At 49.7% G+C, this 23,030-nt stretch carries 17 protein-coding genes and 1 pseudogene; 7 read left to right on the plus strand and 11 right to left on the minus strand.

The genetic code is table 11. The annotated features are described in order from the left end of the window. Positions 1 to 111: 111 nt before the first annotated feature. The 5 genes from ndhC to LEPTO7104_RS38130 all read left to right on the plus strand — a co-directional run bounded on the left by ndhC (position 112) and on the right by LEPTO7104_RS38130 (position 5,880). On the plus strand, positions 112 to 474 hold the full coding sequence (gene ndhC / locus LEPTO7104_RS0110145; RefSeq protein ID WP_026072555.1) for a photosynthetic/respiratory NAD(P)H-quinone oxidoreductase subunit C: 363 nt from the start codon (positions 112 to 114) through the stop codon (positions 472 to 474). Beyond that, positions 465 to 1,208 (plus strand): NADH dehydrogenase subunit K, encoded by a 744-nt coding sequence (locus tag LEPTO7104_RS0110150; protein ID WP_017298465.1) that lies wholly within the window; start codon positions 465 to 467, stop codon positions 1,206 to 1,208. Before ndhC ends, LEPTO7104_RS0110150 begins: the two co-directional genes overlap by 10 nt. Continuing rightward, on the plus strand, positions 1,209 to 1,766 hold the full coding sequence (locus tag LEPTO7104_RS0110155; protein ID WP_083887046.1) for an NAD(P)H-quinone oxidoreductase subunit J: 558 nt from the start codon (positions 1,209 to 1,211) through the stop codon (positions 1,764 to 1,766). A gap of 788 nt (positions 1,767 to 2,554) precedes the next feature. Continuing rightward, a complete protein-coding gene (locus tag LEPTO7104_RS33405) occupies positions 2,555 to 4,762 on the plus strand; it encodes a GumC family protein (RefSeq protein ID WP_017298467.1) in 2,208 nt (735 codons plus the stop codon). Positions 4,763 to 4,779: 17 nt separating this feature from the next. After that, positions 4,780 to 5,880 carry a polysaccharide biosynthesis/export family protein gene (locus LEPTO7104_RS38130; RefSeq protein ID WP_071527211.1) on the plus strand — a complete coding sequence of 367 codons (1,101 nt, stop codon included), beginning with the start codon at positions 4,780 to 4,782 and terminating at the stop codon, positions 5,878 to 5,880. Positions 5,881 to 6,397: 517 nt separating this feature from the next. Here LEPTO7104_RS38130 and LEPTO7104_RS43570 read toward each other — a convergent pair. Together LEPTO7104_RS43570 and LEPTO7104_RS38135 are read right to left on the minus strand one after the other, a co-directional pair. After that, positions 6,398 to 6,478, minus strand: a pseudogene (locus LEPTO7104_RS43570) (transposase-like zinc-binding domain-containing protein); the annotation flags it as partial. A 937-nt stretch (positions 6,479 to 7,415) separates the two neighbouring features. Then, positions 7,416 to 8,660 carry an O-antigen ligase family protein gene (locus tag LEPTO7104_RS38135; protein ID WP_196358103.1) on the minus strand — a complete coding sequence of 415 codons (1,245 nt, stop codon included), beginning with the start codon at positions 8,658 to 8,660 and terminating at the stop codon, positions 7,416 to 7,418. Positions 8,661 to 9,353: 693 nt separating this feature from the next. On the opposite strand from LEPTO7104_RS38135, the gene LEPTO7104_RS0110180 reads away from it, so the two are divergent. After that, the gene (locus LEPTO7104_RS0110180) at positions 9,354 to 11,153 is read left to right on the plus strand and encodes an ABC transporter ATP-binding protein (protein WP_040696448.1); all 1,800 of its coding nucleotides are present in this window, start codon (positions 9,354 to 9,356) and stop codon (positions 11,151 to 11,153) included. A gap of 405 nt (positions 11,154 to 11,558) precedes the next feature. Here LEPTO7104_RS0110180 and LEPTO7104_RS39995 read toward each other — a convergent pair whose 3' ends face one another. The 9 genes from LEPTO7104_RS39995 to surE form a co-directional block, all read right to left on the minus strand. Continuing rightward, entirely contained in the window at positions 11,559 to 12,689 is a 1,131-nt protein-coding gene (locus LEPTO7104_RS39995; RefSeq protein ID WP_155523582.1) for a hypothetical protein, read from the minus strand. Positions 12,690 to 12,760: 71 nt separating this feature from the next. Next, positions 12,761 to 13,504, minus strand: a complete 744-nt coding sequence (locus LEPTO7104_RS0110185; protein ID WP_017298472.1) for a precorrin-2 C(20)-methyltransferase — start codon at positions 13,502 to 13,504, stop codon at positions 12,761 to 12,763. A 101-nt stretch (positions 13,505 to 13,605) separates the two neighbouring features. Continuing rightward, positions 13,606 to 15,630 (minus strand): cation:proton antiporter, encoded by a 2,025-nt coding sequence (locus LEPTO7104_RS0110190; RefSeq protein WP_017298473.1) that lies wholly within the window; start codon positions 15,628 to 15,630, stop codon positions 13,606 to 13,608. 68 nt (positions 15,631 to 15,698) lie between these two features. Beyond that, positions 15,699 to 16,751, minus strand: a complete 1,053-nt coding sequence (gene mltA, locus LEPTO7104_RS0110195) for a murein transglycosylase A (RefSeq protein ID WP_225886960.1) — start codon at positions 16,749 to 16,751, stop codon at positions 15,699 to 15,701. A 182-nt stretch (positions 16,752 to 16,933) separates the two neighbouring features. Next, positions 16,934 to 17,188, minus strand: coding sequence for a hypothetical protein (locus LEPTO7104_RS0110200; protein ID WP_026072559.1), 255 nt, complete (start codon positions 17,186 to 17,188; stop codon positions 16,934 to 16,936). Positions 17,189 to 17,302: 114 nt separating this feature from the next. Beyond that, entirely contained in the window at positions 17,303 to 18,211 is a 909-nt protein-coding gene (locus LEPTO7104_RS0110205; RefSeq protein WP_017298476.1) for an AAA family ATPase, read from the minus strand. Positions 18,212 to 18,276: 65 nt separating this feature from the next. Then, positions 18,277 to 19,347: a bifunctional riboflavin kinase/FAD synthetase gene (locus tag LEPTO7104_RS0110210; protein ID WP_017298477.1), complete on the minus strand. Its 1,071-nt coding sequence runs from the start codon at positions 19,345 to 19,347 to the stop codon at positions 18,277 to 18,279. A 75-nt stretch (positions 19,348 to 19,422) separates the two neighbouring features. After that, positions 19,423 to 20,313 (minus strand): MBL fold metallo-hydrolase, encoded by an 891-nt coding sequence (locus LEPTO7104_RS0110215; RefSeq protein WP_040695375.1) that lies wholly within the window; start codon positions 20,311 to 20,313, stop codon positions 19,423 to 19,425. A gap of 233 nt (positions 20,314 to 20,546) precedes the next feature. Beyond that, positions 20,547 to 21,374 (minus strand): 5'/3'-nucleotidase SurE, encoded by an 828-nt coding sequence (surE, locus tag LEPTO7104_RS0110220; protein ID WP_017298479.1) that lies wholly within the window; start codon positions 21,372 to 21,374, stop codon positions 20,547 to 20,549. 122 nt (positions 21,375 to 21,496) lie between these two features. On the opposite strand from surE, the gene pheS reads away from it, so the two are divergent. Next, complete coding sequence (gene pheS / locus LEPTO7104_RS0110225; protein ID WP_017298480.1) at positions 21,497 to 22,498, plus strand: phenylalanine--tRNA ligase subunit alpha; 1,002 nt, start codon at positions 21,497 to 21,499, stop codon at positions 22,496 to 22,498. The last annotated feature ends 532 nt before the right edge of the window (positions 22,499 to 23,030 follow it).

Consider the following 23,030-nt stretch of genomic DNA (forward strand, 5'->3'; position numbering starts at 1 on the left):
CGCCAGTTTTTCCGGTAAAGTGACCTAAGATAGTTTTTGATTTTACAGAGCTTCCCGGCCTCAAGCCCTGGCTAAGTACCTTTGAATTAGGCCTTTCGCGTGGTGAAACCTGTGTTTGTTTTATCCGGCTACGAGTATTTTTTGGTTTTTTTGCTGGTCTCTTGCTTGGTACCAGTGGCGGCACTGACTGCCTCCAAGCTCCTGCGCCCCATTAGTCGTGGGCCAGCTCGCCGAACCACCTACGAGTCTGGTATGGAGCCTATAGGTGGAGCCTGGATTCAGTTCAATATTCGCTACTACATGTTTGCTCTGGTCTTTGTTATTTTTGACGTAGAGACTGTGTTCTTGTATCCGTGGGCAGTAGCTTTTAACCAGCTAGGCCTGCTAGCCTTTGTAGAAGCGCTTATTTTTATAGCTATCTTGGTTGTCGGTCTTGTATACGCCTGGCGTAAAGGAGCTCTGGAATGGTCTTGAACTCTCCTACAGCAAACAATAAGGTGTCTCTCATTCCCGGAGAGAAGATTGCCAATCCTTCGGCCCCTCCGACCGTTACCCATGGGTTATCGGAGAACGTCATTCTCACCACGGTAGATGACTTATACAACTGGTGTCGTCTGTCCAGCCTATTTCCTCTGCTGTATGGCACAGCCTGCTGTTTCATTGAGTTTGCTGCTCTGATTGGCTCTCGCTTCGACTTTGATCGTTTCGGCCTCTTACCCAGGGCGAGCCCAAGGCAGGCTGATTTACTAATTACTGCTGGTACTGTCACGATGAAGATGGCCCCAGCCTTGGTCAGGCTCTACGAGCAAATGCCAGATCCTAAATACGTAATTGCCATGGGAGCCTGCACAATTACAGGCGGGATGTTTAGTAGCGACTCTCCTTCGGCAGTACGCGGCGTTGATAAGCTTATTCCTGTGGATGTTTACATTCCCGGCTGCCCCCCCCGGCCAGAGGCTATTATTGATGCCATCATCAAGCTGCGTAAAAAAGTAGCGACGGAGTCAATGCAGGACAGAGCCTATACTCTTCAAACCCATCGGTTCTATGAACGCAGCCATGACCTCAAGGTCGTGCCTCCAATTTTGACTGGTCGTTATCTTCAGACTGGCGCTCACTCGGCACCACCCAAGGTGCTCATGGAATCTATGGGCATGCCTATTTCTGAAGCGATCGCTGAGCTTGCTCCTGAGGATAAGGAAATTTAAATGGCTGAAACGGAATCATCCCAATCTCCATCTCTTGAGCAACCTTCTGTGCCCAACATAGAAGCGGCAGATTCTTTAGTTGAAGTCGGCGCTGTTTCAAGCTGGCTAACAGCTAATGGTTTTGATCATGGGCTAGCCCCCAGAGATCATTTGGGCATAGAGGTGCTTACTGTAGATGCGCAATTCCTCCTTCCAATCTGTACAGCGTTATATGCCTATGGCTTTAACTATCTTCAGTGCCAGGGTGCCTACGACGACGGTCCTGGCAAGGAGTTGGTTAGCTTTTATCATCTAGTCAAGGTGGACGATAATGCTGACAAACCAGAAGAAGTAAGGGTTAAGGTATCTTTGCCCCGTGATAATCCTCGCTTGCCATCTGTTTACTGGATTTGGAAGGCGGCCGACTGGCAAGAGCGTGAAAGCTATGACATGTACGGCATCGTTTATGAAGGCCATCCTAATCTAAAGCGTTTGCTCATGCCCGAGGACTGGGTAGGCTGGCCCTTGCGGAAAGACTATATTTCTCCTGATTTTTACGAGCTTCAGGACGCCTACTAAAGGGTAATATTCCGTGAATACCGTATGAACAACTAGGGGCTGTCATCAATTAACCGCCAATAGTCTAAGAACTAGCGGTTACAGCCCCTAGCCTGTTTTTTGGGTTGGGCGTGTCAATGCCCATGGGATAAGGATCGTAGCAAAAATTGATGACACACCCTAGGCAAAGGTCATTGACCCACTTGCTAAAGCTCAGCGGAGAAGCTTTAAGTATAAATACCGTGTTGCGCTGGTTTTTTGTGGCTGGTAGCCTTCACAGTTATGTGGGTAGTCTTGGTATATAGATCCTCAGTGTAACTCACTAAATACTGATAGGACTTTCGTCCAGGGGAAAAATTAATTTTTGTACCCACAGTGAGCCGGATTCGCTAACTCTTTGCCCTTTAGCCATCATGGAGCTACCATACATCCTCAGATCTTGGGTTGTGTAGGCTACCTCTTTTCCTTAAGCAGGATTTTTACATTACACAATCGTCATCATTATTAAGACAGTACTAGACAGTTCTACAGTATCTCCCCTGCCCTGCTTCTGTGAGATATGCTGACTTGTAGGGTTTGTGCATCTGTTTGAATTTAGATAGGTAGTTATACGAGTGGTTGACTCACTGGTTAGCTATATCAGCCGTTCAGCGTTAGGGAACCTTAGGCTTGCCAATGAGTTGACTAGCTGCTGCAACCAAAGCGCTTAAAGTAAGGTTGAGTATGCTGTAGTTAGCTCGGGATGGCTTATTTGTCGTCTCTAGTGAACTGGCAGATTGTTTTCAGACGTATTTTATTGCTATCCGTCTATGACTAATAAGACCTACCAAGACTACGTTGAAGAGATTGACCTGCAACGCTATTGGCTGGTTCTCAAGCGACGTTGGTTGCCAGCGACTCTTGTGCTAGGCACCTGTATAGCAGGTTCGGTGTTCGTTGCCTTGACGCGCGACCCATCCTACAGTGCTGAGGGAAGTATCCTGGTACGTCCAGATCTAACGCCAACCCTAACTGGGGTGGGAACTGATATCAGAGAGCTGCCTATCTCGATAAATAATTTGCAAAACCAGAGTTCCGTTGTATTGTCCACAGCAGTAATGCAGTCTGCTATCGACAATTTAGGACTTGTAGACGATGATGGTGTACCCCTTGAACCTGCGGCATTAAGTTCAAAAATTAAGGTAGAGCCAGCGGACAAGGCCGATATTTTGCAGCTTTCCTACAGTTCAGACGATCCTGATGAGTCTGCTGCTGTTGTTAATGCAGTAATGGATGCATATTTGGAAAGAGATATTCTTAGCAATAGGCTAAAGGCGGCTACAGCACGAGAATTTATCGAACGGCAGCTGCCTATTGCTGAAGCTGATCTGGACCGTGCGGCAGCAGCGCTACAGCAGTTTAAGGACGCTAATGGCATTGTTGTCCTTGAAGATGAAGCCACTGTTGCGGTTAATGCGATCGCTGATTTAGACACTCAAATTCGTACCGTATCTTCCACCCTCGCTAGTGCTAACACCCAGGCAAGTGAGTTGCAGAAGCAATTAAAAATCCCGCTTGAGCAAGCTAAGCGCATTGAAGCGCTTAGCCAATCTACGGCTGTACAGCAAGCCTTAAAGGATCTACAAACGGCCCAAGCCGAGCTGGCAAGTCAACGCAGCCTTTATAGGGAGACTCACCCCACGATTATTAATTTAGAGCGTCGAGTTGAGTCGTTGCAAAACCTCTTAAGTGAGCGGGTTCAGGACATTGTAGGCACATCTTCTCTTGATAGCCTAGGTAATCTACAAATGAGTCCTCTAGACCAGCAGCTAACGACAGATTTAGCGACTGCCGAGGTTACTCGCTCTAGCCTAGCTAGCCAGCTTCAGAGCTTAGTGACATCGCGTAACCGTTATGCCGAGAGGATACAAGCTTTCCCTACCCTTGAAAAACGGCAGCTAGAGCTGACTCAGCGTCTCAAATCAGCTCAACTAAACTACGAAAACCTCTTAGCGTCCTTCCAACAAACTCAGTTAGCTGAAAACCAAACGGTTGGTAGTGCTGAAATTCTAGAAAGAGCAGAGCCTGCAAGCGGAGCTGGTAGTTTGCTTATTCCAGCATTAGTGGCTGGGACCTTTCTAGGTAGCCTCCTCGGTGTTGCTTGTGCATTTTTCCTAGATTTAGTGGACAAATCAGTCAAGACAGCTAAAGACGGCGAGATGCTTCTTGGCTATACCTTACTAGGATTGATACCTAAGTTTCGAGCTAGGGCAGGTGCTGATAACTTAGCTGCCTCTTTGCCAGGAAGAATAGATGCACTTAGATCTTCTGTCTATATTCCTGCTTTAGATCGAGACCAGCCAATGGTCTCTGCTGCTTTTCAAATGCTTCAGGCCAACCTGAAATTTACTAGCTCAGATACATCCCACCGCATTATTGCTATCACTAGCTCAGTTTCTGAAGAAGGTAAGTCTGAGGTATCAGCCAATCTGGCCGCAACTCTAGCCCATTCGGGTAAGCAGGTTTTGCTTATTGATGCTGATTTACGATCTCCCTCTCAGCATCACATTTGGGATGTGGTTAATCGAGCTGGCTTAAGCCAGGTATTGATCCGCGAGGAAACTCATCAAGATGTAACCCATAAAGTGTTCGAGAATCTTACTCTTATGACGGCAGGTGCTCTTCCTCCTAATCCTTTAGCCATTCTAGATTCCGAGCGGATGGCTGATATGCTTCAGCAACTGAAGCGACAGTATGATTACATTTTTATAGATACGCCTCCTCTTCTCGGAGCCGCAGATGCAGCTGTGATAGGGCGAATGTCTGATGGCGTCTTATTAGTACTCAGACCAAGGAAAGTTGATTCTGCCAATGCTATAGCTGCAAAATCTTTTTTAGAACGCTCTCAGGCAAATGTTTTAGGGGTGGTTGCCAACGGAGTGGATATTAATAATGAGCATGGCGACTATGTCTCTCGCATCAGAGCGGGCGAGTACGGTAAGCTGCCTCTCCCAGAAATGCAAACAGCGGTTCGCTAGATTTATTTGCTAAAACTATGAAACTAGATAGACGTTATATTGCGTTAGTATCGCTTTCAGCCGCATTAGCTCATGCCAGCCTATGGGACGTTGGAACAGCCAATGCTCAACAAAGTAGTAGCTTCAGTTCTCCAGTAGTTCAACTACAAAGCTCTCAGTCACCCGGAAATTATATTTTAGGTGCTGGCGATCAAATAGCGGTAGTAGTATTTGGATATGATGAGTTCACTGGCGCTCGTGTGGTTTTGCCAGATGGAACTATGCCATTTCCATTTTTAGGGTCTATTCAAGCCGCTGGAAAAACTGTTGACAACTTGTCTGATGAAATTACCCAAGGGTTAAACGCCTACCTGGTTAACCCTGTGGTTAACGTTAGTTTGACTGCCTTGCGCCCTGTGGTTGTAGATGTTGCAGGAGAGGTTTATCGTCCTGGGCCTGTACAGCTTAGTAGTTTGACAACAGCTGAAACTCAGCTTAATGTTGATGCCAGAATTACACAAGCTACAACCACGCCAACCTTATCATCGGCCTTGGTAGCGGCTGGAGGAATACGGCGGACTGCGGACATACGCTCTGTTGTTGTCAGGCGGCAGTTGCCGGGCGGTGAGGTTCAGGATATTTCTGTAAACCTGTGGGATGCTATTTCAAACGCTGGACAAGGAAACAACTTGGTGCTTAGAGATGGCGATGCAATTTTTGTACCTAAAGCGCTGGCTGATGCAGAAATTGATCCTTCCTTAGTAGCAAGTTCGAGCATTGCGCCAGACAATGTCCGAGTTCGCGTTATTGGGGATGGTGTTGTTCGGCCTGGGGAGGTTCAGGTTCAGCCTAACAGCTCTGTTTCAGGGGCGATCGCAGCTGCAGGAGGACCTAACTCAGACGCCGCTCTTGGAGAGGTACAACTTGTAAGGCTTTCAGAGACAGGGCAAGTTGAAAACCAAAGAGTTGACTTATCCAGTCTAGTAGATAACTATCAGATTCAAGATGGTGATGTAATTTTAGTACCTAAAAAAGGCTATTTGGTCGGTATTGATAACGTTGGCCGGGCCTTAACACCAATCCTTGGGCCCCTAGGCAGTATTTTCAATATTCTTGGTGTTTTCAACTTGTTTAATTAGCAATAGTTAGAAATACTCCCAAGCTCAGAATCTACTTAAAAATCATAAGGAGTACAGCAAATTAAGCTAATCACTCGGAGCATGATATGAAGCATGGCAATTTAGAGCGTGGTTTCAGTAATTCTAAGAAGTCGCTAAAGTTGCTAACAATCTTGAAGCAAGCGAGGCGACTACCATTACCAATCAAAGCTACGCGCAGAATCCAGAATTTTTCAAGTGAGATAAACCTCTTCATTTTTTGATTCTGAAAGGCGATCTGGATGATTTACTCTAAGGTAGCCTTTGCCTGTTACGGAAAGCTAAAGCCACCATGGCAGGCCTTGCGCCGTGACTCTACACTTGACAGCTATTTTGCAGCATCTGTCCACACGGCTTGTTTAGGGCCACTAGCGGCGACTTGGAAATTCGACGGCTCGAAATCCGAGGCGATTGGTGTACAACTTGAGACATATTCACGCCTAAACTCGCCGAGGGTATTCGAATGATGCTCGGAGGCTTCGATAAACTGACGACCTCAGGCTACGCAGATGTGGTTTTGCTTACCTTTCCTCTTGCCATTTTTACGGATATGAGTGGCTCCGCATTCCGGACATTGCATCGCAGATTTCCCTAATCATCTTTCAATTATGCAATGCCTGATTTTTTTCATCGCCACTTCTAACCCTTCTCGCTAGACTTTATCCGGCTAAGCCACCACCCTCATAGGGTTGTTCTCATCTGCTCAATGCTCCTAGTGACTCATCGAGAATTGCGGTGATAGCCTCGTAGCTATAGTCTTAACAGATCAGTTTGGAGGCCAAGACTTTCTTGACTTGGCGACCATCACGTTCAGCACTGATAAAGGCCTTTAGTTCTTTAATGGCAATGGCTTTGGCTGGTTTAGTCGGGGGGATAAGCATGACCATCACACCTCAGCATCAGAATGCTGGATCCTCAGTGATTATGCTGGCATGTTTTTACAAATCATTCCGGATTGCCGCGCGTACTTTACCGTATTCCACCGTCAACTCAAGATTCTCTGGTGCAAGGAGAGAGCACTCGTAAACTTGGTTTACAAGACCCTCTTCCCACAACAAAATCATATAATGAAAACTTTTACCAAAGGTGATTGCAGACCGTTGCCCATATGCTTATCTTTCTGGTCCGACTGTTCAACGCTGGCCACTGCTAAATTGGGGCTTAAATACAGTCCATCAAGGACTGGTTAACTTTTTGCGTTACCTACTCAAGATAGGTATCGGCATCGCCGCATTGGCGTTCTTATGAGAGCAATTCACGCTTATTGTTGACGACCTGTTGGCCTAATTAACTGACAAAAGTTAGGATATGAGTTGGCGTTGAGTACAACAATTTCATACAGTAGAGATGATTTTGATGAGTTGCACTGGCACTAACCTATGCTGCAGCAAAGCAAAGCTTTCAGGAGCCTTGTCAGTCAACCAATCTGTTGGCTCTGGTTATGAGGGCAATCAATTGCCCTAAAGTTATTGCACTACAGGCCGTTTACCCATCATCGTTCAACAGACGAGCATATTCTATTGAGATAACTTGCTTTTTGATGCTAAGACTTTAGGGCTTAGTGAAAAGGCTATTGCAATAAACAAAACCCAATATAGGCTAGTAAGCCTAGCTAAATAACTTTCAGATATATTGAACAGGACAAGCATTGACAAGAATAAAATAGGCCATAAATAGGCAGCTTCCTTATGACTGTAAGCAAGCTTTGCAGCCCTCACATAAGCCGTGAACCAAGTAATACAAAAAAACGCAAAACCAATTAGTCCCACATCTAAAATCAGGTCCAAGAAACCATTATGCGCATGAGCTGGGATATCATAAGCAAATCTCTCAAAACCAGTTGTAAGACTAGGTGAATTCCAAAATATTCCTCTCCCGTATCCAAGATAAGGACTTGCTGGAATCTTCGAAGTGATTACTAAGTGCCAAATGAGAGTACGAGTAGATAGAGTTGGATCTTTATCAAGAGATGCCAGGATGTCAACCCAATTAGAGAATAAAAGATATGAAAAACTTGTGGCAATTAATATAAATAGACTGCCCAATAGAACAGAACGCTTACCGAGCCAAGCGTATCGCCTATAAAATATAGTTAATGATAGGCCTATAATCGACAAAACCAGTGCAGTAATTGAGCTACTAACTAACACAGCCGCAAAACATGCACAAAGGAAAATTAATGCCCATCTTTGTCTTTTCTCTGCATAGTTAGCTAGAATATAAAGAGAAACTAGGGTCATGGCAGAGTGAGCACCAAATTGGTTTTTCTGGGAGAAAACCCCCTTCCAACTACCAGCAAATGGCTCTACAGTATGCCGACCAATGCTTGGCATTCCGATCGCCAACGCAACGCTAAATAGAAATACGATCAGCAAGGCCCAGACAACCAGTTTAAACTGCTGCTTTAATGTAAATCTGGATGCTAAGTAAAGACTTAAGCAAAACATAGGCAATATTTCTTTCCAGATAGCATCGATCGTAGTCTGAATATCGGAAGACCATAGAAAGGAAATACTAATAATAGAAATTAGCCCCAAAGCCCACTTGTTGCTGAGTGCCGTTTTCATGGTTTCACTAGGCCTCAGAAATAATAGGAATAGGGTTACGGCATAAGTTGAATATCGAAGCAGGGTCAAGACTGATTCAGGAATTATTGGACTCGTAGAAAGATCGCTGCCGAAGCCAAATAGCCCTGCAAAGAAGAGCATATAAAAAACTGCAAAGCATTCTTCTGCAAAATTTACTTGATCTGCAGAAAGCAACGTATTACCGTTAAGCGTAATCCTTGGAGACTGCATAAAGCTAAGGCAACTAAGAATTTGTAGTAGAAGCAAGCATCCGCTCTTTGACGCCTGATTATAAATAAGTGTCTTTGAGCGTGAGCGTAAGCATATATGATCAACTTACCATATAAGCAGGATACACTTTTTCGGAGACGCTCATACAAATTAGTTAGTTATATAAAATCCTAGTAAAGTTTTTGGCTGAAGGCATTCTGCTTTGGCAGCTACATTAACTAGCGCTTCCAGTACGTTAACATCTGAGCTATTACGCCTCAGTGACTACCAGCCTTTAGGATTTTTTCTTCGAAACTCGGGCGGAATGGTACTAGATCGTTTTAATGAGACATAAAGAACCTAGCGAAAAGGGCAAGATATCATGAAGCTATTTTGAAGTATCTTCCTTGACAACTAAAATACACTGTTTGATTGAGGCTATGCTTTACTATTATGTTGGGTAACATAAACTCTAGGGAAGTCTACTTAAGCTGCCACTTGACAGGAGTGAGCCTATGTACGCATTGCTACTATGATGCACTTCCTATGGCTAAACTTGAGTTATGCCTCCTTCGGGCGATAGCTCATCGGTTCTAAAACTATCTTGGATGTGAGATTTGTATCATATATATTTCTTGCATGCAGGAATACTCGATAATTCTTGAGAGGGAAGAGGCATTGAATTACTTTCATAAGTTTCTCTACGTGTTTTCTGGGCACCATCGCCAATTAATTCTATTAGTTGGTATTTTTATACTGACATCTATACTGGAAGCCTTTGGTATTGGATTGATTGGACCTTTCCTGAAATTGGCCGGGGATCCGCAGAAGGTTGTTCAGGACAATAGCACTTTTGCTTGGGTCTACCAAAAATTTGATTTTAAGAGCTTGGGAGATTTAATTGTTTGGTTTGGAGCTTTTATTGTCGTTATATTTTTGGTGAAAGCAACCGTTTATTTTTTGAGCAAGCGGTACTCTTATAAGGTTCTATTCAACCAGCGCGCTGCTGTTCAAAAGCGGCTTTTCAATACTTACCTACTTGCACCTTACGATTTTCACCTTTCACGAAATACTGCGGACTATATCAATAAAATCACAAATGAAACGCATAGATTTGGCTTTATGGTTTCCTTACCTATGGTTGAATCTGTCTCTCATATTATTGTAGTCTTGACACTTCTAGTGTTGATGGCAAAAACTAATATTCTCCTGCTATTAGTCTCTCTAGGCGCACTTTTGCCTGCTTTTTTCGTTTTCTCATTCTTGCTTAAGCGATTAAAACGATGGGGACATCTATCAACCCTTGCTCGAGAGGAAACGATTAAGGCTGTCAATCATGGTTTGGGGGGCATAAAAGAGACTCGAGTATTTGGTTGTGAAGAATATTTTCGAAGGGAATTAGAGGAGCATGTGCATCAAGAAGCACGTATGGAAATTCTTTTTCAAAGTGCTCAGTTTGTTCCACGGACGATGATTGAGACTCTCTTAGTAATTGCCATTGTTGGATTTGTCTGTGTTTCTCAACTAATGTTGGGTCAAGATTTCCAAGCAGCTATCTCTAGTATGGGAGTTTTTGCAGTTGCCTCTTTAAGGTTGATTCCAGCCGCAAGTAACTTAGCAGATTGTGTTGGTAAGTTGCGAAATTCTTCTCATACTCTAGACATCATGTATTTAGATCTTAAGGAGATTGAAAATACTGAATTTAAGGAGCCGAAGAGTTCTTCCCTATCTAATGGTTTGGCCCAAACATTCAATGCCCTATCTATTCCAGAATATGCTCAGAAGCTAACAATTTCTGACGTTTCTTATCAGTATCCTGGTGCTTCAAAGCCTTCCTTGAATGGTATTTCAATGGAGGTTAGAAAAGGAGAATCTATTGGCCTGATAGGTCAGTCTGGAGCGGGCAAGACAACTCTTGTAGATGTTATTCTAAGCCTTTTGACTCCTCAGAGTGGAGATATTTTAGTAGACGGTCAATCAATCTATAAAAATTTGCAGGGCTGGAGAAGGTTGGTAGGCTATATTCCTCAGTCCATCTTTTTAACAGATGACACTGTAGAGAAGAACATCGCTTTTGGAGTTCCAAAGGCCGAAATCGATCATGATCGCCTCTGGTATGCTATCAAGGCGGCTCAGCTTGAGGCGCTAGTTCAAGACTTGCCTCAAGGTGTTGATACGGCAGTTGGCGAACGAGGAGTTCGGCTTTCGGGTGGTCAGCGGCAGCGCATTGGTATTGCTCGAGCGCTTTACCATCAGAGAGAGATCTTAGTGCTAGATGAAGCTACGTCTGCCTTAGACAACGAAACTGAACAGTTAATTAGCAACTCGATTAGAGCACTGGCTGGTTCAAAAACCTTGATTATCATTGCTCACCGTTTATCTACTATTGAGCATTGCGATCGCATTTATGTGCTTGAGAAGGGAAAAGTTGTTCGCTCTGGAACTTATGCTGACGTTGTCCTTGCCCCCAAAGCTTAGTTGCTTTACCGGGTATATTAATGTTAGCAAAGGTATCAGCGTACTCTTAAATTTATTTACCCTTGAAGCAAGTTGTGCAATGACGCCCAAAACTACCGCTGCTGCTCTTTCACTGCAATTCTCTCAATGTATAGCCATCGCTGAATTGGCTAGAACATTTGCATAGCCTCTGGAGCGGTGGCTATATGCCAGTACGCTGTTCCAGTTTTTGCCAATGGCAGTTACTCAGGTTCTAAGCATATGACCATGGCTATATAAGTAGCTGGCAGGTATCTGCGTTCCTATAAAGTGGTCGAGGGCTATTAAAGCAGGGCTATAGGCCCTCGACCAAGATAGTTATTGAGGCATAAAAGTCTTTAAAACAGATGCTTCTCCGTAGATACTCTGCTGCTGCATTAGGCTATCTTAATCGCTTGTGCGAGAATGTAACAGCGTTTCACGGCTAACACAGTTCTCTTTGTCATAACCTATTTCTACAACAACTTGGTAAAGAGTATTGGCAGTGAGGGGGCTTTCTTCGGTATCTTCCTGTTGCTGTAGCTCTTGCACTGCCTGTTGGGCGGCTTCATTTAAGAATGGATAGCCTGTACTCTTAAGCACTGTCGTCCAAAAATTAAGTCCAGTACTTTCATCGGGTACACCCACGACTCCTAACAATCCATCAGTGGGTTCCGGATTTAAGCATAGTCGACCACTGTATGGCACCTCAATGGTGGGGGAATTAGGAGCTTCGGCAACGCTATCTCCTAACTTAGCTTTAACGCTTTCTAACCATTCCGCTTTGGCTTTCTCAACGTCTGCAGCATTGGTTTGAGCGTCGCTAAACTCAACGCGGGCTAACAGGTCATTGACTTGCTCATCTCCTGGGGTGTTTGTGTTTAAAGCAGAAGAACTAGTGGATCTGGGAGTGCTGTTGGCAGCATTGTCTTCGCTATTGTTCTGGTGGATGTCTAAATCGGCGGCTCTAGGTGCATCATCATCTCCAGAAATTGTAGTTGCGGGAGTAGAAGCTGCTCTGGGTGTGGAATTTGGGGTAGAAGGTGCAGAACGTCCCCCTAAATCACTAACGCCGGGAATGGGGGTTAAGGCAGAACGTCGGGGAGAGAGTCTAAATGTGGAACGTCCAGGAGATGTGTAGGGAGAAATACCAGTGGGGAATGAATTAGAAGGTATTTGAGGCGCTGGTATTTTAATTGACGCCCCAAAATCTGAACCCGGCTCCAAAGGTAAGCTATCGCCTGAGGGTGGAAACAGGCTAAACAAATCTCCGTTATTGCCTGGGGATAACGAATAGGGGGAGGCAGAGAAATTTGGCAAGCGGTTCTGCTCTTCAGGGGTAAGTTCGATTAAGGGCACTCGGCGCTCTTCTAATTCCGGGCTAGTACCCCCTAGGGCAGCCATATTCAGGCTGGAAAAGGAAGGGCTGGCGGCAAATAGTGCGCCATGAAAACCCAGTGACACAATAGCGGCAATCCATTGGGGTTGACGAAAGGTGATAAGCAACTGATTGAGCCGAGGTGCAGTAAGTAGATTCATGCCGAATGCGCTGTCTACCGTTGATATGGTGCGTTGACTTAGTCCTATAGGCTTGGGTTCCTATTTCTTTTCTAGGGTAGCGGATTTGCCCCTGATCTAATGACCATCAGGGAGAAGTAAGGAAGGTCAATATGGGGATGAAGTGTAAGAGGGCGGTAGATCCTTTGGTTAGGCTGGGTAGCATTGACGATAACCCAGCTTTGCTCTAAAAGCTGCCTTCGTTCCAGTAGTGCCCATATCTTGCTATATACGGATCCGACTTTAAGTAGCACGACTACGTCGGCCCAAGTTAGTGTGGCTTCGAGGTCAGCCATGGCGTAAATTGCTGGCAGAACGACCAGCTTGTCATCCTGCATGGTTAGAGGAAGCCCTAGGGCACTGACCGCCGCCATGGGTGAGCAAATACCTGGTACTTGATTTATGTGTACCGCCGGATAGCGCTGCTTTAAACTAAGCGCCAAGTAGTTGAAGGTACTGTAGAAGCTTATATCACCCTCGCAGGCAAACACCACATTTTGCCCCTGGCTAAGACACTGCCAAACGCGATCGCAGGCCTGCTGCCAGGCTCTAGACAGCTCACTTTGGTCTAAGACATAGGGAAACTCTAGGGGCAGCTGACGCTGTTGGCCTAAATGTGGTGCGACAATGCGCTGGGCCAACCCAGGTTGGCCGTTGCGTCCTTTGGGAAAGGCAATGACGTCAGCACTTTGCAGACACTTCAGGGCTTTGAGAGTCAGCAGATCAGGATCGCCTGGACCGATCCCAACGCCAGTGAGGATGCCTAGCTCAGAGAAGTAATCAAGATTGGATGCCATAAATATTGCAAAATTGCGCAATCAGCGTAACTGCGGCTAGAAACGCTGCCTAGCCTAGGGGAAACGCTGCTGATTATTAAGCTTGGTAGGTTTTGGGCAGACTAGGTGTCTGCGGTCGATGCAGAATCGTCGTTGACAGCATCTGCCACCAGCTTTGTCCCAGGTTCTGAAGCAGTTCCATCGGCAGAATCTACCACATTCGGGAAAACTGCTGACAGGGCCTCGGGCTCAGACAGGGGTTCGCTAGGTTTGGGGGGCACTGCCTCAACAGTGGCGATGGTTTCTAGGGTAAGACGGGAGGGCTGAATGCCCCCTGCTAGCTGCTTGAGCAGCTTGGGTTTAGAATCGTGCCACAGGTAAATAATGCGATCGCCTACTTCCCAAGCCTCTGGTTCCAGCATTATCCGCAGGGCGTCATCGCGCTCAACCAGTAGAGGCATCATGCTACCGCCCTGTACAAATGCGGCCAAATGGGCCTTTTGAGCAACTGTGTCCTCCTCCCTCAACTGGGTTTCACCTAGGCGTACCTCCCCATCAGTAAGGTATGCATTCCATTGTTTGAGCGACAAGCGAGGGGTCTGGGCTCCCTTAAGCTGCCCTTTAGACAACTCCCCAAGGCTTTTATCCTGGGGTACAACGGCTATTACTCGGGCAGGCTGGAACTCCTCCACAGCACGTTGGGCCACCACCATATTGACTTCCCCATTTTTGGTCATAGCTAAAAAGGTACCGGCTTTATCTAGGCCAGCTTTTTCCAGGGCATCGCTGTCTAGGGCGCTGCTGATTAGTAGTTCAATGCCTTCCTTCTCAGCGGCAGCGGCGGTTGCTTCGTTAGTATCAATTATCACTACCGGGTCGCCATACTCTTTGAGTAAACGGGCAATCAACAGGCTAAGAGGACTACACCCTACAATGACAGCACCGATAGCATCGGCTTTGGTGATACCGAGCCAGCGAGCCACTAGCCGCGCCGTTAACCCCTGCACCAACACTGTCAAAATAATGGTGAGAAACACCAGGGCTTTAATGGCGTCGCCGCCGCTAATACCCCGCTCGGTCAGCAAAATAGCAAATAGAGACGCCACTGAGGCTGAGACAATTCCCCGTGGAGCAACCCAGCCCAAAAATAGCTTTTGCCGCCAGTTTAGGTCGCTGGAACGAGTGCACAACCAGATATTAAACGGCCGCACCACCACCATCAGCACCAGCACTGTCAGCACCGCCCCTGGCCCCAGGGCAAATACGCTGGCAATGGACAGATCTGCCGCCAGTAAAATAAACAGCACTGATACCGCCAGCACTGTTAGCTGCCCCTTAAATCGGCGCAGCAGCCGCTCATCTGGCACTGACAACCACCGCACCATCATACCGGCTACTACTGTGGCCATCAGCCCTGACTCACTACGAATACTCTGAGCCAGTCCCCACAGTCCCCACAGTCCCGCCAGTACCACCAAGTTACGCAGATCTTCCCCAAGAAAATTGGCCCGCTTTAGCAGCAGGCCCATCAGTCCACCGCCCACCATGCCAATCAATGTGCCAATGCCCAGCCGCAAAATCAGCCCGCCGACCACCATGGCTGGGTCGGCATCACCATTCAAAATAAAATCCAGGACTACCACTGCCAAAATGGCTCCCACGGGGTCAATGAGCACCCCTTCGCCTTCTAGCAAAGTAGCTACTTTGCGATCTACCTCCACCTGGCGCAACAGGGGACTAATCACTGTAGGGCCAGTAACTACTACTAAAGACGCATAGAGAAACGCCAGCGACCACGGAAACTCCCCCAGCCAGTGGGCCGCCATGCCGCCACCGATTAATGTGACAAAGATACCGATGGTGACTAGATTCCTGAGGCTGTTTGAGACCTGGCCGAGTTCACTTAACTCCAGGCTCAGCCCACCCTCAAAAAGAATTAGCGCCACACTCAGTGCCACAATTACTTCTAAGCCCACCCCTAAATCCTGGGGATGGATTAAGCCAATGCCGTCTGGTCCTAGGCCGATGCCAAGCAGCAGCAAAAAAATAATGCTTGGAACCCTGGCTATTTCTCCGATCACCTGTGCTGTGACCCCGGCCAACACCGTGATCACGATCTGTATGGTGAGGGCAAAGGAAGTATCCATAGGCGTATAGGGTAACACCCCTACTTTGGCAGACCGAGGGGAATATAGCCATGGCCTACCCTGTGTGCTCAGGGGCGCAGCAGCAGAAAATACAGTTGCCCTGAGGTATTGATTCGTCCTGCCAGATCCCCGGCCTGGGGGCCAGATCCTACAAACAGGTCGACGCGCCCTGGGCCAAGAATAGCGCCCCCCGTGTCTTGATCGAGCACTAATCGGGTGGTGGGTTGGCTGATCCAGTTGCCCTGAGATGTCTGCTGCGGCAGAGCAACCTGAATAGCCGCGATCGCGCCAGGAGGCAGCAGAGACTTATCGGTGGCGATGGAGTAGCCCGCAGTTACTGGAACGTTGAGGGTTCCCATCGGTGGCCCATCCCTGCCTTCGCGAAAGAAAATAAATCGCTGGTTTTGGGGCAAATATCGATCTAAATCCTCTGGATGCGCCTCAAAATAGGTCACCAAATTGGGCAGCGATAGCTCGTCCTCGGCAATTTTACCGTCATTGACCAGGGCGCGCCCGATGCTGGTGTAGGGATACTCAGTGCGGCCTGCATAGCCGACCGACATGGTTTGTCCATTGGTAAGCTGAAGCTTGGCAGACCCCTGTACCTGCACCAGAAACGCCTCCAGGCGGCTGGCCATCCACACAAGCTCAAGACCTGCTAAAGGGCCTCGGCTCCCGGCCAACCCATCGGCTCCCTCCAGCTCTAGGCGGGTGGGGTGAGGTTGGGGCCAGCTATCTAAGGTCGGAGGCCGTCGGTAGAGGGGGTAGCGGTACTCGGCGGTGGGCAAGGCACTGGCCCGGTACTGAGGCTCAAAGTAGCCAGTGTAGTCAACGGTACCTTCGCCGTCAGAACCGACGGATTCGTAAAGCACAAATTCTTGCCGCAGGGCGGCTTGGAAGGCGCGATCGCTGGAGCTTGTGGCCACTAACTGCCGCAGACGCTGGAGGCTGCGCCACACGCGATCGCGCGTAATCTCCGGTACTGGGTAGTTCTGATAGTCCGCCGCCGCCCTGGGCGTAGCCAGATAGTCGAGGCTATAGCTGATCGCCTGCATCAACGCCTGGCGATCCTCGGGCAGCACCAGAGTGGGCCACACAGCGGCGGCTGTAGCCCTCGTCATCGGCCGCAGCGGCAACTGCGTTGAGGTCTGTTCTGGGGCGGGTTCTGGCGTCGGGGACAGGCTATGCCCAGCTAACTCTGCTGCCGCTGGTAAGGACGTAGCCAATCCAAAAGTTAGCAGGGAAATGAGGACTGCGATTCTCTGCCCGGTATTGGGACCAAACCTAATAGACCAAACCTGCATCAAAACCGTTCAACGCTAGAGCTAAAGACTGGCTCGACCCGAATGGCGCTAATGCGAGCGGGGCGAATCACCATGTATTCACCGGGGTTGACCTTGGGCAGGGGCACCGTAATAAATTCTTCGGAAGTGGCCTTGGGCATCAGTTCGCCACTGTACCACTTCTGAAAATCTTGAATTGAGGAAAAGCGCACCTCTTCGTGGTGGCCGCCATCAAACAGCATGTGAATGATGTACTCACTGGGCGTTCTTGGCATGGGAGATTGCGATCCTTCAGTTCACCGCCCCTATTATGGGCTGTTTGGCTCTAAAAACTACCATTGTTGCGGGGGAATTTTCTGCCTGGACTGGACCAATCACTGCCAAGTGATCTAAGGAATCGGAGTGGTGTTTAGTAGATCGGCAACCAGCTGCTGGGGGCGATGGTGCCCGGCAGGGATAAGTCGGTGGGCCAGCACGTGGGGAGCTAGCTGCTTCACATCGTCAGGGATGGCATAGCTGCGCCCTTCGAGGTAAGCCAGGGCTTGAATAGCTCGATGGAACGCTACCGATCCCCTGGGGCTGACCCCCAGGGTAATTTCACTGTGAGTTCGGGTGGCCCTGACCAAATCTAGAATGTATCGCTGGAGCGATTCCTCCACCGTTACCAGAGCGCATTCTTGCCGCAGGGCCATGACTTCATTCAGACTGATACAGGGCTGAATGCTGTGGGGAGACGTGCTGACTCCGAGGCGCTGAAGCATGCTGAGTTCTTCATCCTGGGTGGGATAACCCAGACTAAAAGACAGGGCGAAGCGATCCATCTGGGCCTCAGGCAGCGGGAACGTACCCTGGTATTCCACCGGATTTTGGGTGGCGATGACAAAGAATGGATCGGGGACCGGACGCGATCGCCCATCCAGCGTCACCTGATGCTCTTCCATCACCTCCAGCAGGGCCGACTGGGTACGCGGGGTGGCTCGGTTAATTTCATCGGCCAGCAGAATATTGGCAAAGACTGGCCCTGGCATAAACTGAAACTCGCCGCTGCTGGGGTTCCAAATATTGGTGCCAGTGACATCGGTAGGCAGCAAGTCGGGGGTGCACTGAATCCGCTGGAACTTGCCGTCGATGCAGCGAGCTAGAGACTTGGCCAGCAGAGTTTTGCCCACCCCTGGCACGTCTTCAAGGAGTGCATGCCCCCCTGAAAACAACGCTATCAGCACCAGGCGAATTGAATCTGATTTGCCAACAATGGTCTTGTTTAAATTTTGAACTAGCGTTTCAATCCGCTCGCGCATGCTGGTAACCCCTGCTATATAGGCCTATGATGCCCCGATAGAACCTCAACTGCCTACAGGGATGCTCAATGACCGATCTGGCGGGGCGATCGCGCCAATTCTCCCAGCGCTTGCTGGCAGTCGCGCTGAATTTGAGCTTTGAGGTCAGCTAGCGAATTAAATTTTTGCTCTGGCCGTAAAAAGCTGTGTAAGTGGACCTCAAGGGTTTTGCCATAGAGGTCGCCAGTCCAGTTCAGGAGGTGCACCTCGGCCGTGAGGGCACCTTCCTCTACCGTCGGTCGGGTGCCCAGGTTCATGACCGCAGGCAGCAGAGGATAAGGGGTTTGGGCGGCCCCCTGCACCCAAACGCTGTAAACCCCGCTCTGAGGCAAGAATTTCTCGGTCGGTAAATGCAGGTTAGCCGTCGGAAAGCCTAGGGTGCGGCCTAACTGCTGCCCCTGGATCACTCGGCCAATCAGGCTGTAGGGCCTTCCCAACAGCGCCTTAACCGCGTCTAAGTCGGCTTTCTCCAGGGCTTGGCGAATACGAGAGCTGCTAATCCGTTCTGTGCCCAGACAGGTCAGAGGTGCAATATGCACCTGGACGCCGTGGCGCTTGGCCATGGCCTTGAGGTCGTCTACGGTGCCCTGGCGCCGCTTACCGAAGCAAAAGTCCTTGCCAACGCTAATGCTGGTCGCTTGGAGCTGGTTGATCAACAGCGATTCCACAAAGTCTTCGGGCGATAGATTGGCCAGGTGCTGGTCAAAGGGCAGCAGCACAAGCTGCCCAACGCCTAAACGACCGATCTGGGCAGCTTTTTCCGGTAGCGGCGTCAGCAGCGGACGAGCCAGCCCTGAGAAAAACTCTTGGGGGTGGGGAAAGAATGTCATCACCGTTGGCATTGGGGTGATCAGTCCCCCTGGGGTTTTAGCCATGCTGGTCACACCGCTAGCCTGGGCTCTTTGGCGGTTGCTGAGGCCGCGTAGAGCCGTTCTAGCCAGGTCAGACATATCAGCCCCAACCGGCGCGGCCGCCCCAGTCGCCGTAGGCACCACTGACTTGATAACGGCTTGATGACCCAGGTGAACACCGTCAAAGTTCCCCAGGGCAATGGCCGTTGGGGTAATAGCAGTCGTGAGAGAAGAGGTGATCCACACGCTTTACATTTTTACACAAGCTGCGCCCCCAGGCCGGGGAACGGTCAAGTCAGCTGAACTCAATGATTGCTGACGCTAGCTACCGTTGGTTAGCGACGATATAGGAGCCTGGGTGGAAGCCGTTAGATCTAGCACCATGCCTTCGCGGGCTACCACCGCCTGAGGGAACTCAGCCTTGGTTTGGGCCGCCACTTGATCCATAAAATCGTCGTCGTGGGCAGGATCGTGGTGAAAAATTACTAAGGTCTTCACCCTGGCGGCTTTGGCAACCTTGACGGCCTCTTGCCAAGTAGAGTGGCCCCAGCTTACTTTGCTGGATTTGGGGTCGTAGTACTCGTCGTCGGTGTACGTGGAGTCATAGATCATGACATCGGCGTCGCGGGCTAGCCAAATCACGTTGTCGTCTAAGCGATCGGGGTAATGTTCTGTGTCGGTGACATAGGCAGCCACGTGATTTTGCCAGGTCACCCGGTAGCCCACCGATTCGCCAGGATGGTTAAGCAGGGCATTCTCGATGGTGATGTCGCCGATGCGCAAGGTTTCACCAACGTCTATGTCGCAGAATTTAAGGTCTGCTCCCATGATCTGCAGCGGCACCGGAAAATTCGGGTGCAGCATTTGGTCATTGAGTCTTTGCTCGATGGTGGAGCCATTGGGAGCAACCGCGCCATAGATATTGAAGCGATTTCCCCGCACAAAGGCCGGAACAAAGAACGGAAATCCTTGAATGTGGTCCCAGTGCGAGTGGGTGAAGAAGAGGTTGGCCTCTATGGGCATCTCTTTGAGCAGTGTGAGGCCCAGTTCGCGCAGGCCTGTGCCGCCGTCAAAAATCAGTCGATGCCCCCCCACTGACATTTCAACACAGGAGGTATTACCGCCGTAGCGCACTGTAGATGGCCCTGGGCAGGCGATACTTCCGCGCACGCCCCAGAACCGGACTAAAAATTGCTCGGTTAGCTCAGCCATGAATCTCTCGAGGGTGGGAAAGCATGGGACATCAGGCTAAAGGGTGTAGATGCGCCTCGGGGTAGAGTATTAACCTGAGATTCCTCTAATAGTAATGAACTCTGCCCAAAATAGTCAGGGTGGGCTAGCCACCCCACCGGGGAAGATAGGGGTGGCACAAGATACTATTGACCTTTTTCCCTAGTTTGCCCTGAAGTAGAGCAAGATCCCGTTGGGGGCATTTTTTGCTTGATTTACCCTGGCAGGAGGGGCCGTCGCCCTTGGGCTAAATCTAGCAGGTCACCTACGGCAGTGAGGTTGTATTGCAGCGGCGTGATCGAAATGTAGCGATCGCGAATGGTCTGCATATCGGTGGGTATTGCCCCGAGGGAGGTTTGCAGGTCGACGGGCCAACCCTGGCTTGGCAAGGGGTCTTCGAGTTCTTCCACAGCTTCTCCGGCCAGCCAATAGTAGGTTTTACCTCGGGGATCGAGGCGTTTCTCAAACTGGTCAAAATAGCGGCGAATACCCTGGCGGGTGATTTTGGCTCCCTTTATTTCCGCCGCTGCCACCGCCGGTACGTTGATGTTGAGCAGCATGGGGGCCGCTAGCGGGAAGCGATCGCGATCGGCCAGCAGATCGCAGATAAAGTCGGCGGCGGGGGCAAAGCTGCCCTGGGTAAAGCTAGTCAGGCTGACGGCGATCGCAGGAATGCCTTCCATCACCCCCTCCATTGCCGCCGATACTGTACCTGAGTAGACCACGTCAGTCCCCAGGTTAGCGCCGTGGTTAATGCCCGACACCACAACATCGGGTGGAGTTGCCATCAGCGCCCCCAGCGCTAGCTTGACGCAGTCGGCGGGGGTGCCAGAGCAGCTCCAGGCCAAAATGTCGTCTCTAAATACCGATTCGATGATCTCGGCGCGAATAGGTTTGTGCATAGTCAAGCCGTGGCCAGTGGCCGACCGCTCCCGATCGGGGCACACCACTGTAACCTGGTGCCCCGCCACTGCCAGAGCTGTGGCCAGAGTGCGTATACCCAAAGCAAAAATACCGTCGTCGTTGCTGACTAGAATGTTCATGACTGTTCCCCCGCCACACTAAAATAATCAAAGCCTAAAGCGCAGAGGCGAGGCTTGCCCCTCGCCCGCCTCTTCTGTGCCCCGTTTTGTCTGATTTATTGTTGTTGCACCATACACCTAGAATGACTGCCGCACCCACCCCGCTCGAAACCGACCTCATGGCCATGAAGGAGGCTGCCCAGGGCGCGATCGCCGCTGCCACTACCCTGGACGAGCTAGAGCAGCTGCGCATTGGCTATCTAGGTAAAAAAGGTCAACTCTCCAAGGTGCTGGGCGGCATGGGCAAGCTCTCCCCTGACGAGCGCCCCCGTATTGGGGCCCTGGCCAACGACGTTAAAGAACTGATCCAAACGCAGCTAGAACAGAGTAAAACCGCTCTCGAAGCCGCTAAAATCGACGCTCAGCTGGCTACTGAAACCCTAGATGTGACCATGCCCGGCGTCTTTCAGCCCCAGGGCCGCATTCACCCCATCAACAGCATCATCGATCGCATCGTCGATATTTTCGTGGGTTTGGGCTATACCATCGCCGACGGCCCCGAAATCGAGACCGACTACTATAACTTCGAAGCCCTCAACTTTTTGCCAGACCACCCGGCCCGCGATATGCAGGACACCCTATACCTGCCCAATGGCCATCTGATGCGCACCCACACCTCTAACACCCAGATTCGCTATATGCAGGCCAACGAGCCACCGCTGCGGGCCGTGGCCATTGGCCGCTGCTACCGCCGCGACACCGTAGATGCCACCCATGCCGCTGTCTTCCACCAGATTGAATTGATTGCGGTCGATACCGACATTACCTTCACAGACCTGCGCGGCACCATCAAGGTATTTTTAGAAGCTCTCTACGGCGAGATCCCGGTGCGGTTTCGGCCCAGCTTCTTTCCCTTCACCGAGCCTTCAGCCGAAGTAGACGTGGAATGGCAAGGCGAGTGGCTAGAGGTGCTGGGCTGCGGCATGATCGACCCCAACGTACTGAAGTCAGTGGGCTATGACCCCGAAATTTACAGCGGTTTTGCGGCAGGGCTGGGGGTTGAGCGCCTGGCCATGGTGCAGCATCAGATTGACGATATTCGCCGCCTCTACACCAGCGACCTGCGGTTCCTGCGACAGTTTTAGGGCGTGTCATCAATTCTGGCTAAAATCCTGATTCCACCAGCATTGCCACGCCCGACCAAAAAAACAGGCTAGGGGCTGTAACCGTTGATTTTTGACCCATCAGCAACTAATTGATGACAGCCCCTAGGGAACCTCATCTGACCTGCGGCCGATTTAGAACCCCGCTGAACCCATCGATCACGTAAATTTACGACACCGATTGGCACCCCCACAGCGGCATCATAGAAAGTACATTGCCCCTTTGTTGGCCCTTAGATCGCACAAAATACTGGTCTAGCCTTCCTAGCAGGTTCATAGACTAAGGCTCCTAAATATGCCCATAAGGCGTAAGGTCGACAGGCGGCCTTAACGAAGATGGCGGAGTGTGGCCGATCCAGCCCTGTCGCTCGGCTCTGATCATCTGATTTGAAGTTTGTAAAATTTCGCTCTGACCGCTCTAGAAATCTGACGATGAGAAAGTTCTTGCCAAACAGAACAGCAGACCTTTGCTGTATACAATGGACTGTATACAGCAGCATCACGGTCTATGATG

Origin of the sequence: Nodosilinea nodulosa PCC 7104, assembly GCF_000309385.1 — a bacterium.
Taxonomy (GTDB): Bacteria; Cyanobacteriota; Cyanobacteriia; order Phormidesmidales; family Phormidesmidaceae; genus Nodosilinea; species Nodosilinea nodulosa.